The sequence below is a fragment of the Streptomyces sp. NPDC048337 genome (assembly GCF_043201175.1).
Lineage (GTDB): Bacteria > Actinomycetota > Actinomycetes > Streptomycetales > Streptomycetaceae > Streptomyces.
Genome location: NZ_JBICYR010000001.1, coordinates 470,455 through 486,752 on the forward strand (window position 1 = coordinate 470,455; position 16,298 = coordinate 486,752).

Here is a 16,298-nt window from a genome sequence, read left to right on the forward strand (position 1 = left end):
CAGCGACCCGGTTTCCCGCGACGCTGCTGGGGGTCGCGGTGCAGGAGCCGGCGATCCGTACCGACCGGAGTGACACGGACGCGGGGGCGGCGATGATCACGAGGGCTCAGGCGCTGGTGGGGCGGCGGGTTGCTGGTCTGCAAGGAGATGGGCCTCCCGGGCGACCGCTACGGACGTCGCCCGCTGTGCCTGGCTGGCCTGCGCCGCCTCGGCCCAGTGGATGTTCCCGCTGGTCGCGTTGCTGCGCACGGCCGATCCGCTGCTGTGACCATGGGTTTCGCGGGCGCGCTGCTGGCCATGGCGTCGATGTTCGCGGTGGTCGGGGCCTACCTGCCAGAGCTGTACGAGCCGCGCATCCGGGGCGCGGGGTCTCGGTTTGCTGCAACCTGGGCGGCCGGGGGTGCTGGGCGGGGCCCTGACCGGCATCGCCCCGCTCAGCCTGGGCCGCTTCGCGCTTCTGCCGGAGACGAACCGCACTTGGTCTGGGCGACGGCCAGGCATGCGGCTCGGCGGAGGCACCCGGGCGTCGGTATCACCTCGGTTGCCGGTCGTTGTGGTGGTTCGGTCACGTGTCGCGGAGGGTGTCGAGGTGCGTCCGTACGTCGTGGAGCAGGGTGAGGAGGGTGTCGAGGTCGCCGTCGCTGAGTGGCTCGAGGGCGGCGCCGGCCTCAGGGTGCATGGCGCTGATGGCCTGGTGGAGCAGGTCCTGCCCGGCGGTGGTGAGTTCCACGGTGCGTCGCCGGGCGTCTTCGGCGTCGGTGCCGACGCTCACGGCGCCGCGTTCGGCGAGGGTACGCAGGGTCTTGGAGACCGCAGGCTGGTTGACCTCCATCGCGGCGGCGATCTCGTTGACGGAGCAGGGGCGCGATGTGCCGGCGAGGTGGAACAGCAGACTGGTGTGGGTCATGGTGAGACCGAGGGGACGCAGCGCCCGGTTGAGCCTGGTGGTCAGCAGCTGGTGTACGACGGCCAGTTCGCGAACGGCCTGTCCTTGCTGCTGGGCTCGGGGCGGTCGGCCGGCTTGCCTGGGCATGCGCGCGTGTCCCTTCTCGTGCGTGTGGTCCGTATGGATCAGGCGGGATGCCCGATGTTGAGGATCTCGACGACATGGGGAGTGTCGACCAACGTGTGCGGGGCCAGTGCGTGGTAGGCCCACAGGTGCACCCAGGCGTTCCCTGTCCGCAGCGTCAGTACGGCCTTGACCATGCCGGGGCCAAAGTACTGCAGGAGCAGCAGGACCACCGAAAGCAGGGTGGCGGTCGGCGAGGTGAACACGGTCCAGGCCTCGAAGAAGTGAAGCAGTGCGTAGGTGAGGCCGCCGAGCACGATGGTGGCCGGTACGGACCGGGTCAGTTTGAGGTAGCGGGGCAGCAGGATGGCGTAGATGAAGATCATGGTGGGGAGCGCGGAGCCGAAGAGGTAGAGCACGAAGGTCACCGGCGCGCCGACCAGTAGTTGCCCGGGGCTCAGGCTGAGGATCGCGGAGCTGAGACCGCCGAGTTCATTGAGCGATTCAATGATCATGACCACGAGGATCACCAGGAAGTCGTTGCGGCGGTTCGACGAGCGCAGGTTCAGGTTCGTGGCGGAGTAGTGCCGCCTGAAGTAGAGGTACGGCAGAAGGGCGTAGCAGACGAAGTTGTAAACGGCCCAGGTGTAGGCCTCGTACGGCGTCACGTGCTGGTGGCCGTAGAGCGTGCCGGCGAGGTGGAAGCTGATCGGGTGCCCGCCGAGGAACCGGCCGAGGAGCGCGCCTCCGAGTTGGGCCGCTATGCCGTAGGCCAGGAGCCCGCCCACCTCGCGCGCGGCGACGCGCTGCTCAGGGGCGCGGGCGGCCAGGTCCGGGACGGTGCGTCTGCGGGTCAGTGCATAGGTGACCCCGATCAGTACGAAGACCGCCACGAGGTTGACGTTGGCTCCGATGGCGATGCCGGTCGCGGTGACGCCGGCCTGGTCGAGGGTGCCTCGGGGGAGAAGCGCGACGGCGATGTCGGCCAGCGCCCAGAGCGTCAGGGCGATCTGGACGCTTCGATGGGTCAGGAGTTTGCGGACGCGCGTCAACATGGGGGATCCGTTCTGGTGGGGCGGCGCAGGCCTTCGGCCAGCACATTGCATTCCTTGGAATGCATCATGTGGCACGTTTGCCCGCGAGGTCAATATTCCTTGGAATGTAACCAGGTGTCATCTCGGGCCCGGCGGGATCGGTCTACGGACGCTGACCGAAACCAGTGCTCAGCTGTGGCTCATGGGCACCAACCGATCCCTGAAGAAGCCGGTGGTGCCGTATGCCCGCGGCCGCAACAGAGCTGGTGGTTCGATGCGCGAGGGACTTGGTCGGTGGCGACGGCGCTACGCCGAACGGGTACACGGGATTCCTGGTCAGGCGGCTTCAGCGAAGTCGTCGCGGAGCGGGGTGAAGTCGACGTCGAGCTCCGGGTCGTACGCCTCGGGCTTGATGGCCGGCTCGTGGGTGCTGTAGTCGCCGAACCGGCTGATGTGCTCGGTCAGGCAGGGCGAGACGCGGTCCAGGCCCTCGGGGTTGATCTCCCAGCCCTCTTCCAGCAATTGACGCACGACCTCGGCGATGTGGCGTGCCGCCAACGAGGAGCGAGCGGGTTCCTCCTGGAGGAGGAACCCGGGCATCCCGTTCCCGGCCCGACCCCCGGTGAGCGTCCCGCGCTCAGAACAGTCGGTGCCCCTTGACCACGGCGCTCTCGGATCCGTTTCCCCTCACGAGCCTGAGCCTCTTCACCCCGTCGTGATGACCTGCGGCGAACAGGAAAGACGGGCCTACGATCAAGGCCAGGGCGACCAGCCCGAAGTAGACGCCCACGGTGTTGGTGGCACTCGTGTCGCCCTCTTCGACGGTCTGGCCGCCGAGGTGGAAGAGCGTGGGGACGGTGATGACGAGCGAGAGAAGGAGGAGCCAGCCCACCGCCCGGTAGACCAGCTGTTTGCGCCGCGCCTTGGCCGCTCTCTCCACGCGGACCGTGAACTCGCGCGAGCAGCGGGGGCAGGTGATGCCCACGGTCTGGTCCTCACCGGTGGGCCGCTGCGCGCCACCCGGCGGCAGGTGTGAGACGCTCCAGTTGACCGTGGTCACGGACGGCCCTGACTCAACGCTCACCCTGCAGCCGATGCCCACGACGTACCGCTCGTCGATCGACGAACTCCCCATCCCCGCCACCCCCCGGTGCCTGCCAGCCCCCGCACGCCGGCAGGCGGATTCTTGCCACCCGGCAGGGACGCGAAACCCGCGCCTGGATTCCCGGCGACGTCGCGGCCGGCACCCCCTCCTCCTCAACGCCCAGCCGGACCCGTACTCGAAGCAGCTGCCCGCCCACCAGATGGAGATCGGGCTCGCCGAGGACGCCGGGCGAGGCAGAACGCCTCCGGGGTCAAGCCACCACCGTGCACGCTGCACCCAGGGCCAGTCCCTACCGGGGTCCGTCAGGCGGGCTGGACGGTGACGGTGCGGAGGCGCTTGGTCGCCCGGGTCAGGGCTACGTACAAGTCCCTTTCCCCACCGGGGCGAGCCGTGATGATTTCCTCGGGGTTCATGACGACGACTCCGTCGAATTCCAGGCCGCGTGCTTCGGACGCCGGCACGATGCGTGCGTGGTGAGCGACGCCCTGGGCAGTCAGCTCGCTCACCCTGGTGTCCGCGCAGATCACTCCCAGGAGCTCGCCCGGGTGCGCCGTGCTCTGGGCGCGGAGTTCCTGAACGACGGCCGTGACCAGCCCGTCCGGAGGTGTGGTCACGGTGCGAGGGCTCTCACCGCTTCGCAGTGACCGTGTGGGCTTCTGGTCGGGAGCGATCCGCGTGAGCAGGTCCCGGACGCTCTCAAGGATCTCCTGCGTGGTGCGGTAGCTGACGGTCAGGTTGTGCAGTCTGAACCGCGGTCCGACGTGGGGGCTCAGTGCTTCCTTCCAGTCGCGTGCTGTCGCGACCGGGCCTGCCTGGGCGAAGTCACCCACCAGCGTCATTGACCTCGACGGGCAGCGGCGGACGATCATCCGCCACTGCATGGCGGTCAGTTCCTGCGCCTCGTCGACGACGACGTGCCCGTACGTCCGCTCGGGAGGGCCGTCGACCAGGCTCGCCGCCTCGTCCAGCAACGGCACATCGGCATCGGTCCACGGGTCGTCCGGACAGCGCAGCAGAAGGGACCGCTCCTGCGCGGTCAGGCGGGGCAGGTACTCGGCGAGAGCGCCGGCGTTCGTCAGGAGCGCCTTCACGAGGTCACCGGGTACCAGCCGCGGCCACAACACCTCGACCGCTCGGTCGACGCCGGCGTCGTCGAGGAGATCGGCTCGGATGACGTCCAGGTCCAGCTCGTGGACCGGACCCGGGTCGGCCGCACCTTCGGCACGGCGCTGGGCGGCCCCCGTGAACCGGTCGAGGTTGATGCCCGTCATCCTTTCGGCATCGGCGTCGATCTGCTCCAGGAGGTCGCCCATGTCTCGTTGCATCGCGTCGGTGACGGCGTCGACCAAGAGCTCTTTGAACACCTGGCGCGCGGGGTTGTGCCCCGGTACGGCTGCCACGGCGGCGTCGCGTGCCGTGGCGACTTCCTCACCGGAGAGGCGAACCAGTTCCTGTCCGACACGCACGGTGAAGTCACCGGCGGGGGCTTGGTGGACGCGCAGCAGGCCGGCCAAGGCGTCGGCGAGGTCGGAGCTGCCCTTGAGGCGCGCCGTATCGAACGGGTCCACCGCGTCCACCGTGTCCGAGGACACTCCGGCCAGTTCCCGGCAGGTCGCCAGAACGACGTCGTTCTCTCCGAGCGAGGGAAGGACCTGGGAGATGTAGTCGAGGAACCGGGCGTTCGGGCCCACCACCAGGACACCCTCCTCCGCGGCGCGCGGGAACGCGTACAGGACGTAGGCCGCCCGGTGCAGGGCGACCACCGTCTTGCCGGTGCCGGGCCCGCCCTGCACCACGGTCACCCCGCGGTGGGCGGAGCGGACGATCTCGTCCTGCTCGGCCTGCAGCGTCGCGACGGCCGCGTGCATCCTGCCCGTACGCCTTGCCGACAGAGCCTCGGCCAACGGGCCGTCCCCCACGACGTCCTCGTCGGTCGGGGCGGTCCCGTCCAGCAGTTCGTCGCTCACCGAGACGACCGTGCGCTCCTCGAGGCGCAGGTGCCGGCGCCGCCGCAGGTCCATCGGGTGGACCGGTGTCGCCTCGTAGAAGGGCCGCGCCGCGTTCGCCCGCCAGTCCACGAGCAGGGGCAGGTCATCCTCCTCCGTATGCAGTCCGATCCGCCCGATGCGCAGGGCCGTGCCATCCGTCCAGTCGATGCGCCCGAAGACCAGCCCCTTTTCTGCGCCCTCCAGCCGGCCGATTTCCTTTGCCAGACGCTCGGCGGCGATTTCTCTCTCGTATGCCTCACCGGCGTTTTCCGCCGGGGCCTTCAGCACACTCGCTCGGTGTACTCGCGCCTCGGAAAGCCGCTCGGTGAGCAACTCATATAGGGAGGACACATAATCGCGCTCCGAGTCAACTGCACGCACAGCGGGATCATTTATGTTCGACAACAGGGGGCTCCTTCGACTCGAGCCACACCATACGGTCAATGTCCCCTAAAGATCAGTCTTGACTTACTTGGTGAAGCTATGGCCCTACGGCTGCGTATCATGCATTCCGTCGTTCCGTATATCGCTGATTGCGCTCCCGATGCCCGCCTGCCTTATGGGCGAGCCCGTCCTTGGATGCCGGCGGTGTTCGGCCGCGCTCGGGAAGGGGGGAGAGATCCGGCGAGGCGACCGGCGCCATCGAGCTCACTGCCAGGGGGTATCCGGTCGCTTGGTCGGGCGACCCGACCGAGGGGACTCGCACAGAATGGGCCCAGATAACGGATCGGTGAACTCTCCCCGTTCGCCGCCGCGCCGCCCGGCGGGAGGCCCGTCCGTGTTCGGACCATCCGACCCGGCCCCGCCCAACCTGGATCCGCCGATCTTCGGCCTCCGCGTCCAATGAACTCGTGCAATCCGGGGGTTCGCGGCGGCTCGAATCCAATCAGATCCGATGGTGATTGATGACAGGGTTTGACGACAGATACGGTCCGATCCCCAGCACGGAAGGGGCCCTGATGGCGAACCTGGTCTACAAGCGGGTCCCGACCAACCAGCAGTCGACCGACCGTCAGAACCTCGTCCTGGACGAGGCCGGGATCGAGGCCCCGGTCGTCTTCGAGGAGGACCCGGGCGCCTCCAGCCGCCTCCACCCGCTCCAACGGCCGAAGTTCAGCGAGCTGCTCGCTCGGCAATCCCGCCCCAACGCAAGGCCCGCCGCTGGTACGAGAACCGCGTCAGCACCCTCGGGACCGAGACCCCGTGGCAAGCCGCCAGAACTTCAAGATCATCCCGTGGCCCCTTGGGCTTACCGCGGCGATGGCGGCGCGGGCGCGGGGGCGGCGGGTCCGCGCGGTCCGTTGCGCCGACGGGTCTTGCCGCGGGCGGCGGGTGTAGCGGTGCCCACAGATGCGGGCGACGGCGCTGCTGCGGCGGGGCGACCTCAGCGACACCGAGGTCTGCTTCGCGGTCGGCTGCCCATCGCTGGGAACGTTCACCACCCGCCTCACCGAGCTGATCGGCATGCCGCCCGGGGCCTTCCGGCGTCAGGCGGCGGATGCGGCGGCCGACCCTCCCGATGCTGCGGGTACGGCCCGCGATGCGGGGTCGGCGATCAAGGTGGAGTGGATGCCGACGTGCGTGGCGAAGCACGTCTCAAGCCGGTCAGGAATCGAGAAGCCCCGGCCGCCGCGCAGCCCCTAGCGTGATGGTCATGGCAACCACCACCTCCACCGCAGCCAACACGTCCCTCGCGTCCGTCACCCTTGAGGTGGCTGATCCCGAGGCCGCCCGCCGCTTCTACAGCGCCTTCGGCGTGGACACGTACGTACGCCTGCGGGCGTCCGAGGCGCCCTCCACCGGATTCCGCGGCTTCACCCTGGCGCTCACGGTGTCCGGGCCGGCCACCGTCGACGGCTTCGTCGGCGCCGCCGTGGACGCCGGCGCCACGGTCCTGAAGCCCGCCGCGAAGTCGCTGTGGGGCTACGGCGGCGTCGTCCAGGCCCCGGACGGGACGATCTGGAAGATCGCGACCTCGGCGAAGAAGGACACCGGCCCCGCCACCCGCGAGATCGACGAGGTCGTCCTGCTGATCGGCGTCGAGGACGTGAAGGCCACCAAGCAGTTCTATGCCGGCCAGGGCCTGACCGTGGCCAAGAGCTTCGGTGGCAAGTACGCCGAGTTCGCCCCCGGTCAGGCCAGCCCCGTCAAGCTGGCGCTGTACAAGCGCCGTGCCCTGGCCAAGGACCTCGGAGTCCCCGCCGCCGGCACCGGCTCGCACCGCATCGTCCTCGGCGGTACCGCCGACGCCTTCACCGACCCGGACGGGTTCGCCTGGGAGGCTGCCGCGTCGCTCGCCCCCACGCCGTCCTGACTCCCGGCCCCTGTCATACCGATTGACCGGCGGACACGCGCCGATGCGACATCCGGGCTTCGGCCCGGATGTCCGGCACACATACATCCACCATCCACAGAGCAAGGAGTAAGGCATGAAAGCGCACGTCAGCTCCATCCTCCTCGGTGTCCGGGACATGGACCGGGCCAAGCAGTTCTACACCGAGGGGCTCGGCTGGAAGATCAAGAACGACTACGGCATCTCGGTGTTCTTCGACTCGGACGGCGCCTCGCCGGTCGGCTTCTACGGTCGCGAGGGTCTGGCCGACCAGGTGGGCACGGACCCGGAAGGCAACGGCTTCAGCGGGCTTGTTCTGACCTACGTCGTCCGCAGTGAGGCACGGGTCGAGGAGATCATGGCGGAGGCCCGGAAGGCCGGTGCCACGATCCTCAAGCCTGCCGGGGCTCTGCCGTGGGGCGGGTACGGCGGCACCTTCGCCGACCCGGACGGCTATGTCTGGAGTCTCGGCTACAGCGCCCAGGGAACCGACCAGCCCTACGCCGAGTAGCCGCGATCTCTTGCCTCACAGCCGGCAGGACAACAGGAGGAAGATCATGAAGTTTCGGGCCCACGTCGAGCCACCCGAGCCCATGCGGGGCCTGGAAGTTCCGCCCGAGGTGGTAGCAGCGCTCGGCGGGGGCGCTCGGCCGCCGGTGACGATCACGGTCAACGGGCATTCCTGGAAGAGCCGGGTCGCCATCATGCGAGGCCGCCACCTGCTCGGCCTCAGCAACGCCAACCGGCAGGCCGCGGGTGTCGCGATCGGCGAGGAGGCCGAGGTCGAGCTGGAGCTCGACACCGAGCCGCGCGTCGTCGTCGAGCCCCCGGACTTCGCCCGAGCCCTGGACGACGACCCGGTCGCCCGCGCCGCGTACGACAACCTTGCCCATGGCCGCAAGCACGAGCATGTGCGCGCCATCGCGAGCGCGAAGAGGCCCGAAACGCGCCGACGGCGTATCGAGAAGGCCATCGCCACCCTGCGGGGCTGACCCCCGGGAGCGAAGACTCCGGCGGCACTGCAATCGCCGTGCGGCGGCCTGACCCTGCCCAATTCCCCCGAAGGGACAAGCATGTCGAAGCGACCCATGGCCGGTCTGTACTGGTTCTTGGCCTTCGAGTTCGCGCTGGGCGCCGTGACCAAGTACTGGCCGGGCGACACGGTATTCAGCTCGGCGTACTCCGCGAAGTTCGTCGATTGGGGTCACCCGTCGTGGATGCGCTTCGTGGTCGGTGCCCTGGAAGGCACAGCCGCCGTCCTGCTGGTGATCCCCGACAAGCGAACACGCTTCCTGGGTGCCACGACGCTGATGTTCGTGCTCACCGGCGCGGTCACCACCCACGTCGTCAACCACGACCCGGCGGCGGAGAGCTGGGCCGCGCCGACCCACCTTCTCATCATGGGCATCCTCGCGCTGGCCAATTGGCCCGCCGACTGGCGAGAACTCCTGCGGGCTCCTACCGCGCCGACGGCCCGAACACCACGTCCATCCAACGAAATGACAAGGGTGCACCACCTCAGAGGGAACCCCTGACCTGCACCGACCCGCGGCGGCCTCATCGCCCTGCCGCTGGCCCGGGCGCCGATCTCATGCGCACGCTGGGCCGCCCGGCGGGGGGCACGGCCCGTTCGTCGGCCTGCTCTGCCGCTGGACGCCGTCGCCGGCGACCTCGCCGAGAGTCTCCAGCAGGGCGTCGTAGACCGCCGGGTTGCGCTCGGCGAACTCGAGGTAGGTGCGGGCGAGGGCGGTGACCCGGGCGCGAGGGCCGTCCGCGGCGGAGGCCGCGGCCCGCAGCGCCGCAGAACGCTCGGCTGGGAAACCCCAGCCGAGCGTTCTGCCGAGCTCCTGGCCACAGCCAGTTGATCTCTTGTGCTTCAACGGCCCCTGGAATTTTGCCTGGTGGGCAGCCGGAGCCCTCGGCGGAGGGGAAATGGGAGCGGGGACCGGATGGTCAGGCGTGGCGGGCCGGGGGTCGGGGCGAGGTTCGGATGACCGCGATGCCGACCGCCAGGGCCCAGTAGACGACGAGGGCGGCGGTCAGGGCGGTGTTGCCCCAGCCGACTGCGCTGTAGAAGTCGGCGGCGTCGGTTCCGAAGAACAGGGACGGCACGAATGCGAGGTTGACCACGGCGACGGCCTGGGCGAGGCGCCCGGTCCAGCGCGGCAGTGCGCCGCTGCGCAGGATCGCGTATCCGGCGGTGGCGAGCAGGATGGCGGTGAGGAGCCGGGCGACGGAGCCGTGCAGGAGCATGTTCGCGTGGGCCAGGGTGCCGTCGACGGTCGGGTCGAGTGTGCCGCCGGGATGTTCGAGAACGGTGCCTGCCTCGATCGATGCGGCGGTCAGGGTGACGACGATGTAGGCCAGGCCGGAGCCGAACACCAGGCAGGCCGGCCACTCGTACCGCTCGCCGGCGCTGCGAATCAGGTGACGCAGTCCGGCCAGGAAGACCAGCAGCGCGCCGCACGTCAGGATGTTGAGCAGGATTCTGGTGAGGACGTTCGTCGCCGGTGGCGGGCCGGCGTGGACGAAGTAGAGGGGGACGCCGATTGCGGCGAGTAAGCCGGCGGTGATGCCGCAGGCGGCCGTCAGGCGGCGTATACGCAGGTCATCCATGGTTTGCTTCCTTCCGTCGGGTGGAGCTGGCGGGGTGGGCGGTGCGGGAGGTGTGCCGGGCGCCCTGCGCCTCCACACCGTCCAGCAGGCGTTGGAGACCGTGGCTGACGATCGGGGTGACGTCGCCGTCCTCCGTCTCGTCGAGTCCTTCCTCGCCCGCCAGCGAGCAGAGGAGGGGGAAGAGGTCCGGGTCCAGGCGCCGGGTCAGGACCTCGCCGTACACGGCAGCGGAGGTCGGGTCGAGTTCCGTGGCCACGCGTGCGAGATCGCGGACCGCGCTGGAGACGAACGTGGCGAGCGGGATCAGCTCGGCGCGATCCAGCCCGGCGCGCTGGAGGGGCGCCAGGAGGGCTTCGAACCAGGCCAGTTCGTTCGGCCCGACCGGGGCGCTCAGCGTGGGCGTCTGCAGCATCCACGGGTGGCGCAGGTAGCGGCGCCACAGCGCGTCTACCCATGACTCGATCTCGGCGCGCCACGGATCGCCGGGTGGGGAGGCTGCGGGCGGCCGACCGACGGCGCGGTCGGTCATCGCCGCGAGCAGGTGGTTCTTGCTCGGGACATGCCGGTAGAGCGCCATTGCCGTGCAACCGAGTTCGGCGCCGATCCGCTGCATCGAGAGCACGTCCAGTCCCTGGGTGTCAGCGAGGGCGATCGCGGTGTCCACGATCAGTGTGGCGTTGAGCCGGGGGCGGGACGCGCCCACCGCCTGCTCGGTGCTGGTGCGCCAGAGGAGATCGGCGACCGCGTGCAGGTCGGAGCGATCGGCATGGTCGGCGCGGTTCTTCTGAGTCACAGGGCTCCCCGCTAAGGTTTGCATACGAGATAAACTGAGTCTACGTCATATACCTTCCACCACACGAACCTTCGTGGCCTTGCGTCTCGATCCTATTCTTATTAGGATCTTGCCTAGAGGTCCTAGGAAAGGGGTTGTGGCATGGCTGCGCGTGCTGGACTGACGGCCGATCGGGTCACCCGGGCCGCGGCCGATCTCGCCGACGAGGTCGGCTTCGGCAAGGTCACCGTGTCCGCGCTCGCGCGGAGCTTCGGCGTGAAGGACGCGAGCCTCTACTCGCACGTCAGGAACGTCCAGGACCTGCGGGCGCGGGTGGCCGTACTCGCCACGGGGGAGCAGAGCGACCGCATCGCAATGGCCGTCGCCGGCCGCTCCGGCAAGGACGCGCTCGCCGCCTTCGCCAACGCCTACCGGCAGTTCGCACTGGAACACCCGGGGCGCTACGCCGCCACCCAGATCCAGCTGCCCCCGGACCGGGTCGCCGAATCGCCCGGTCACCTGCGGAACATCGAACTGACCTACGGGATGCTGCGCGCCTACGGGCTCGACGAGCCCGACCTGACCGACGCGGTCAGGCTCCTGCGCAGCACTTTCCACGGCTTCAGCAGCCTCGAATCCATCGGCGGATTCGGGCACACCCGGGACGTGACCGCTTCCTGGGAACGGACCATCGACGCGCTGCACGTGCTGCTCACCTGCTGGCCGTCCATCGTTGAGAAGGAGGACCGGTCGTGATCACCGGAATGCTGAAGGTGCCCGGAGCGAGCCTGTACCACGAGGTGCGCGGACGCGGCCCAACCCTGCTGCTGCTCCCGGGCGGCGGCGGTGACGCGGCCGTCTTCGACGGCATGGCAGACACCCTCGCCGAGCGGTTCACCGTCGTCACCATGGATCCCCGCGGATACTCCCGCAGCCACCTCGACGCCCCCTCGCCCGTGGACCAGCGAGTCGAAGTCCAGAGCGAGGACGCGCACCGTCTGCTCACCCGCCTCACGCCGCCCGGCGAGCGCGCCTACGTCTACGGCAGCAGCTCGGGCGCGATCGTCGCCCTCGACCTGCTCGCCCGGCACCCCGAGCGGCTCCACCTGGTGGTGGCGGACCAGCCGCCGTGCGCCGGCCTGCTCCCGGAGGCTCGGCAGGGGTTCTTCGAGGAGGTGTACGGGATCTTCCACGAGCAGGGTCTCGGCGCGGCGGCGGCGCACTTCGTGGCCGGCATCGGCGGCACCCTCAAGCCCTTGCCGGATCCGACCGAACTGCCGCCGCGCGCCGCCGCGATGGTCACCCGGCTCGGCGCCAACTTCCCGGTGTTCATGGAGCACGAACTGCGCCAGTTCACCGCGCACGTGCCCGACGTGGCGGCCCTTGCGGCCCTCGCCGACCGCCTGGTGCTGGCCGCCGGCCGCGAGACCCGGGGTCACCTGCCGTACCTGCCGGCCGCCGCCCTCGCCGAGCGGCTCGGCCTCACCGTGACCGAATTCCCCGGCGATCACAGCGGCTACACCGACTGCCCGGAGGAGTTCGGCCACCGCCTGTTGGAGGTCCTGAGCGGCGCGCCCGCGACGGTGCGATAAGCCCCCGGCCTGGCCTCAGCGGTCCTCCGCGGTGCAGCGCAGGCGGCGGAGATGGCCGCCGTGTGCCCGGTAGAGTCGGGCGGACCTCAGGGATTCACCCGTCCCTGACCGTGATCGTCTGCAGGATCCGGAAGGCGAGCTCCCGGCCGCCCGTGCGGGCGCGGGCGCGCACCCGCGTGAGGACCACCGCGGTCTCGCCCGTGGCGAGGAACTCCTGCTCCACCATGTCGAACGACTCCCAGGCGCGGCTCATCGCCAGGAACAACCGTTCCAGGTCCGTGAGCCCGCGCCAGATGCCGCCGCACGGCAGGGCCTCGGCCTGATGCAGCACCACATCGGGCGCGGAGTACGGGGCGATCGGAGCCCTCCGGCTCCGGCGGCGGCGCAACTCGAACCAGTCGAGCCGGAACGGCTCGTATCCCCAAGGAGGATGACCATGCGTGCGATCGGCCAGGACGACTTCGGCGGCCCCGAGGTGCTGAGGCTCGTCGAGGTGGCACGCCCGGAACCCGGACCGGCCGAGGTGCTGGTGCGGGTGCACGCGGCCGGGGTCAACCCGACCGACTCCTGGCACCGGGCCTCGGGCGGTCTGGCCGGCGCCGTGGTCCGGCTCGGCTGGGACGTCTCCGGCGTCGTCGACGCGGTTGGGCCGGGGGTGACCACGCTCGCGCCCGGCGACGAGGTGTTCGGGCTGCCACGCCACCCGCTTCCCGCCGGTACCTACGCCGAGTACGTGACCTCCCCGGCCCGCCACTTGGTCCGCAAGCCCGCCGGGCTGAGCCACGTGGAGGCCGCCGCGCTGCCGCTGGCCGGGCTCACCGCCTGGCAGGCCCTGGTCGACGTCGCCGACGTACAGCCCGGTCAGCGGGTGCTGGTCCACGCGGCGGCCGGCGGCGTCGGCCACCTCGCCGTACAGATGGCCAAGGCTCGCGGTGCCCGGGTGGTCGGCACCGCTCGCTCGGCCAAGCACGACTTCCTGCGCGGCCTCGGCGCCGACGAACTGGTCGACTACACCGAGACCGACTTCGAGACGGCCGTCGAACCGGTCGACGTGGTCATCGACGCGATCGGCGGCGCGTACGGGCCACGCTCGCTCCGCGCCCTGCGTCCGGGCGGTGTCCTGGTGTCGCTCGCTTCCCCGGCCGAGGCCTGGCTGGCCGACGAGGCCCGGCCCCTCGGGCTGCGCGCCGCCTTCATGATCGTCGAGGCCGACCAGGCCGGCATGCGCGAGATCGCCGCACTCGCCGGGGCGGGCCGGCTGCGACCCGAGATCGAGGCGGTGCTGCCGCTCGACCAGGCCGCCCGCGCTCACGAGCTCGCCGACGGACGCCGCACCACCGGCAAGATCGTCCTCTCCGTCGCCGACCGACCGTTCTTCATCCCTCGGATTCACGGCCCGGAAAGGCACTTCTGAGATGACCACCTTCGTTCTCGTCCCCGGGGCCTGGCACGGAGCCTGGACCTTCGAACCGCTGGCCCGCGGGCTGCGCGAGCACGGGCACCACGCCCACCCGCTGACCCTCACCGGCGTGGGCGACCGCCGGCACCTGCTCACCGCCACGGTCAACCTCGACACCCATATCGACGACGTGGTCAACCTCCTGACGGACCAGCGGATCACCGACGCCGTGCTGGTCGGGCACAGCTACGGCGGAATGGTGATCACCGGCGCCGCGGACCGCGTCCCGGAGCGGGTGGCCGGGCTGGTCTACGTCGACGCGATGGTGCCCGAGGACGGCGACTCGTGCTGGTCCCTGGTCACCGAGCAGGAGCGCGCCTGGTACCTCTCCGGCGTGGGTGACACCGGCTACACCAGCGCGCCCCTGCCGTTCTTCGACCCCAGGGCCACACCCCACCCGCTGGCTTCCTTGCTCCAGGCCGTCCGTTTGGAGGGCGGCGTGGACCGCTACCGCGGCCTGGACTACGTCTACGCCACCGGCTGGGACGGGCAGTCCCCCTTCACCACCCTCCACGACCGCCTACGCGAGGACTCCGCCTGGCGCACCCACGCCGTGGCCTCTGGTCACAACGTGATGCGGGACGCTCCGGACGAGCTGCTCAGTATCCTGCTGGCAGCCGCCGACCAGGTCGGCTGACCCACGCCCGGCCGGCGGGGATGCTGAACGGACAATCGAACCTCAGCCGGGCAGACGGGCCACGTCCGCTGTCCGAGGACCTGCGCCGCCCCTGGGAACGACCAGCGCAGCCCGGCCGGCTCACAGAACAAGCTGAGAGGTTGGGCCCATTGTGCCGCGGTCAACTCGGGACGCCGACCGGCCCTCGGGTTCTGAGCCAGGTAGATCTTCAGAACGGGGGATCTTCGCTCCAAGCGGTGGCCGAGGGCTGTGGCGGACGAGGCCTGTCCTGGTGAAGGACGGCCACGGCTTCTTCGATGCGGCCGAGTTCGATGAGGTACTCGGCCAGTTCGTGGCTGTTTGTGGGGGCATGGGGGCGCAGGACGGCGACGGCCCCCTCGACGCGTCCGGCGCCGGCGAGCAGCTCGGCAATGTGTGGTGCCGCGTACCATGTGCCGCCCTCGGGATGAGCCCGGGCCAGCTCAATCGCTTCGTCGACCCGGCCGCAGGCGGACATCAGCGGAAGTCGTATCCAGAAGAGGTCCCATTCCTCCTCACCGCCGCGGGCGGTGGCGAGGGCGTCGAGGTGCGCCAGGCCGTCCTCGGGTCGGCCCTGGTCGAGGTACAGCTCGGAGAGAGAATGGAGGAACCGGTCGTCCCCGTTGCGGGCATCGGCCTGGTCGCGCGCTACCTCGATCGCTTCGTTCCCCCGGCCGTGCCGGGCCAGCAGCTGCGCAAGCTCGACAGCCGATTTGGGGTCGTAGGCAGCAGGTTCGTCAGTCGGCCGGTATGCCGCGATCGCCCCCTCCACGTCACCCCGTTCCTCCAGCAGCTCCGCGAGGCGCTGCGCGGCGTACCTCAGCTCCTCGGCTGCCGCGTAGGCGCGCAATTCCCCGGTCCGGTCGTGACGGGCCAGCAGATCGGCCAACTGGTCCCGACCGTTGACCGCGTTGGTGTCCCGGGTGCGGAGCAGGGAGATGGCTTCGTCGATACGGCCCTGGCGTTCGCGGATCGTGGCGAGCAAGCCGATCGCCGTGTCGGGATCGAGGCCGCGGCAGCACCACGGAGTGGCACAACGATGCTCATCCGGGATCCGGGCGGCAAGCAGAGCTGCCGCCTCCTCGTCGCGGCCGGCGTCCGCCGCGACGTCAACCAGGGCCGCAGCGAGGAACCAGTCGTCGATGTGTGGCTGCAGCAGAGTGAACGCCTCGTCGCTCCGGCCATGCCGGGCGAGCAATCGCGCATAGAACTCCAGTGCCAGCGGATGCCCGACCTCCATACGAGCTCGGGTCAGTACGATGGCCTCGTCGGCCCGCCCCCAGCTCTCCAACAGTTCTGCCGTGGTCCTGATGGCCGTCCACCAGCCCGTAGCGAGATACGGGGCGAGTATCTCCAGCGCCTCACCCCGTCGGCCCTGTTCACCGAGCAGCCGGGTCCACTCCCGCGCGCAGAACCACTCCCCATGCACGGCCCAAAACCCCACCTCCTCGGAATGGCCGAGTTCGAGTAGCCGGGAGACCAGATGCGGTGGGACGCAGCCAGACTGCGTCCGGGCCCGATAGTCAAGATCAGCAGCGTCCACAGCGACACACCGTAGCCGCTCCCTCTGACATCACCACCAGCGCCGAATACCGCGTACTTGGAAGGACGCTCCGCACCAGCTGGCGCAAGGACCCTGCGGAGAAGCCCGACGAGGAGCATCCGGACCTGACCGTCACGCAGTCCGACCGGCAGGGGCAGCCGGTGCACCGTGTCACCTTGAACGGTGCCCGGGC

Annotated in this window: 18 protein-coding genes and 2 pseudogenes; 10 read left to right on the forward strand and 10 right to left on the reverse strand. The window is 70.0% G+C overall.

What is annotated here, in order from left to right:
* Positions 1-147: 147 nt before the first annotated feature.
* Positions 148-469: pseudogene (locus ACGFYU_RS02330) on the forward strand (MFS transporter); the annotation flags it as partial.
* 96 nt (positions 470-565) lie between these two features.
* On the opposite strand, the gene ACGFYU_RS02335 reads toward ACGFYU_RS02330, so the two are convergent.
* The 5 genes from ACGFYU_RS02335 to ACGFYU_RS02355 all read right to left on the reverse strand — a co-directional run bounded on the left by ACGFYU_RS02335 (position 566) and on the right by ACGFYU_RS02355 (position 5,487).
* Positions 566-1,033 carry a MarR family winged helix-turn-helix transcriptional regulator gene (locus ACGFYU_RS02335; protein ID WP_393825334.1) on the reverse strand — a complete coding sequence of 156 codons (468 nt, stop codon included), beginning with the start codon at positions 1,031-1,033 and terminating at the stop codon, positions 566-568.
* Between the two features lie 38 nt (positions 1,034-1,071).
* Positions 1,072-2,064 (reverse strand): hypothetical protein, encoded by a 993-nt coding sequence (locus ACGFYU_RS02340; RefSeq protein ID WP_393825477.1) that lies wholly within the window; start codon positions 2,062-2,064, stop codon positions 1,072-1,074.
* Between the two features lie 315 nt (positions 2,065-2,379).
* A complete protein-coding gene (locus ACGFYU_RS02345; RefSeq protein WP_393825335.1) occupies positions 2,380-2,643 on the reverse strand; it encodes a hypothetical protein in 264 nt (87 codons plus the stop codon).
* Between the two features lie 37 nt (positions 2,644-2,680).
* Entirely contained in the window at positions 2,681-3,178 is a 498-nt protein-coding gene (locus tag ACGFYU_RS02350; protein WP_393825336.1) for a hypothetical protein, read from the reverse strand.
* A 272-nt stretch (positions 3,179-3,450) separates the two neighbouring features.
* Positions 3,451-5,487 carry a HelD family protein gene (locus ACGFYU_RS02355; protein WP_393825461.1) on the reverse strand — a complete coding sequence of 679 codons (2,037 nt, stop codon included), beginning with the start codon at positions 5,485-5,487 and terminating at the stop codon, positions 3,451-3,453.
* A gap of 1,002 nt (positions 5,488-6,489) precedes the next feature.
* Here ACGFYU_RS02355 and ACGFYU_RS02360 point away from each other — a divergent pair.
* The 5 genes and pseudogenes from ACGFYU_RS02360 to ACGFYU_RS02380 all read left to right on the forward strand — a co-directional run.
* Positions 6,490-6,785 (forward strand): annotated as a pseudogene (locus ACGFYU_RS02360) (AraC family transcriptional regulator); the annotation flags it as partial.
* The gene (locus ACGFYU_RS02365; protein WP_393825337.1) at positions 6,785-7,450 is read left to right on the forward strand and encodes a glyoxalase; all 666 of its coding nucleotides are present in this window, start codon (positions 6,785-6,787) and stop codon (positions 7,448-7,450) included. The pseudogene ACGFYU_RS02360 and the gene ACGFYU_RS02365, both read left to right, overlap by 1 nt.
* 115 nt (positions 7,451-7,565) lie before the next feature.
* Complete coding sequence (locus tag ACGFYU_RS02370; RefSeq protein WP_393825338.1) at positions 7,566-7,979, forward strand: VOC family protein; 414 nt, start codon at positions 7,566-7,568, stop codon at positions 7,977-7,979.
* Between the two features lie 46 nt (positions 7,980-8,025).
* Positions 8,026-8,460, forward strand: a complete 435-nt coding sequence (locus ACGFYU_RS02375) for a YdeI/OmpD-associated family protein (RefSeq protein WP_393825339.1) — start codon at positions 8,026-8,028, stop codon at positions 8,458-8,460.
* Between the two features lie 96 nt (positions 8,461-8,556).
* On the forward strand, positions 8,557-9,003 hold the full coding sequence (locus ACGFYU_RS02380; RefSeq protein WP_393825340.1) for a DoxX family protein: 447 nt from the start codon (positions 8,557-8,559) through the stop codon (positions 9,001-9,003).
* 54 nt (positions 9,004-9,057) lie between these two features.
* Here the strand turns inward: ACGFYU_RS02380 and ACGFYU_RS02385 are convergent, their stop codons facing one another.
* From ACGFYU_RS02385 to ACGFYU_RS02395, 3 genes are all read right to left on the reverse strand, one after another.
* Complete coding sequence (locus ACGFYU_RS02385) at positions 9,058-9,348, reverse strand: hypothetical protein (protein ID WP_393825341.1); 291 nt, start codon at positions 9,346-9,348, stop codon at positions 9,058-9,060.
* 73 nt (positions 9,349-9,421) lie between these two features.
* Positions 9,422-10,084 (reverse strand): hypothetical protein, encoded by a 663-nt coding sequence (locus ACGFYU_RS02390; RefSeq protein WP_393825342.1) that lies wholly within the window; start codon positions 10,082-10,084, stop codon positions 9,422-9,424.
* Entirely contained in the window at positions 10,077-10,877 is an 801-nt protein-coding gene (locus tag ACGFYU_RS02395) for a TetR/AcrR family transcriptional regulator (RefSeq protein ID WP_393825343.1), read from the reverse strand. Before ACGFYU_RS02395 ends, ACGFYU_RS02390 begins: the two co-directional genes overlap by 8 nt.
* 141 nt (positions 10,878-11,018) lie before the next feature.
* On the opposite strand from ACGFYU_RS02395, the gene ACGFYU_RS02400 reads away from it, so the two are divergent.
* Entirely contained in the window at positions 11,019-11,612 is a 594-nt protein-coding gene (locus ACGFYU_RS02400; protein ID WP_393825344.1) for a TetR/AcrR family transcriptional regulator, read from the forward strand.
* Positions 11,609-12,448: an alpha/beta fold hydrolase gene (locus ACGFYU_RS02405; RefSeq protein ID WP_393825345.1), complete on the forward strand. Its 840-nt coding sequence runs from the start codon at positions 11,609-11,611 to the stop codon at positions 12,446-12,448. The genes ACGFYU_RS02400 and ACGFYU_RS02405 overlap by 4 nt, the downstream gene beginning before the upstream one ends.
* Before the next feature lie 94 nt (positions 12,449-12,542).
* On the opposite strand, the gene ACGFYU_RS02410 is transcribed toward ACGFYU_RS02405, so the two are convergent.
* Positions 12,543-12,782 (reverse strand): nuclear transport factor 2 family protein, encoded by a 240-nt coding sequence (locus ACGFYU_RS02410; protein WP_393825346.1) that lies wholly within the window; start codon positions 12,780-12,782, stop codon positions 12,543-12,545.
* 102 nt (positions 12,783-12,884) lie between these two features.
* Between ACGFYU_RS02410 and ACGFYU_RS02415 the strand changes: the two genes are divergently transcribed.
* The gene (locus tag ACGFYU_RS02415) at positions 12,885-13,862 is read left to right on the forward strand and encodes an NADP-dependent oxidoreductase (protein ID WP_393825347.1); all 978 of its coding nucleotides are present in this window, start codon (positions 12,885-12,887) and stop codon (positions 13,860-13,862) included.
* Position 13,863: 1 nt separating this feature from the next.
* Positions 13,864-14,544: an alpha/beta fold hydrolase gene (locus tag ACGFYU_RS02420; RefSeq protein ID WP_393825348.1), complete on the forward strand. Its 681-nt coding sequence runs from the start codon at positions 13,864-13,866 to the stop codon at positions 14,542-14,544.
* 208 nt (positions 14,545-14,752) lie between these two features.
* Here the strand turns inward: ACGFYU_RS02420 and ACGFYU_RS02425 are convergent, their stop codons facing one another.
* The gene (locus ACGFYU_RS02425; protein WP_393825349.1) at positions 14,753-16,105 is read right to left on the reverse strand and encodes a tetratricopeptide repeat protein; all 1,353 of its coding nucleotides are present in this window, start codon (positions 16,103-16,105) and stop codon (positions 14,753-14,755) included.
* Positions 16,106-16,298 lie beyond the last annotated feature (193 nt).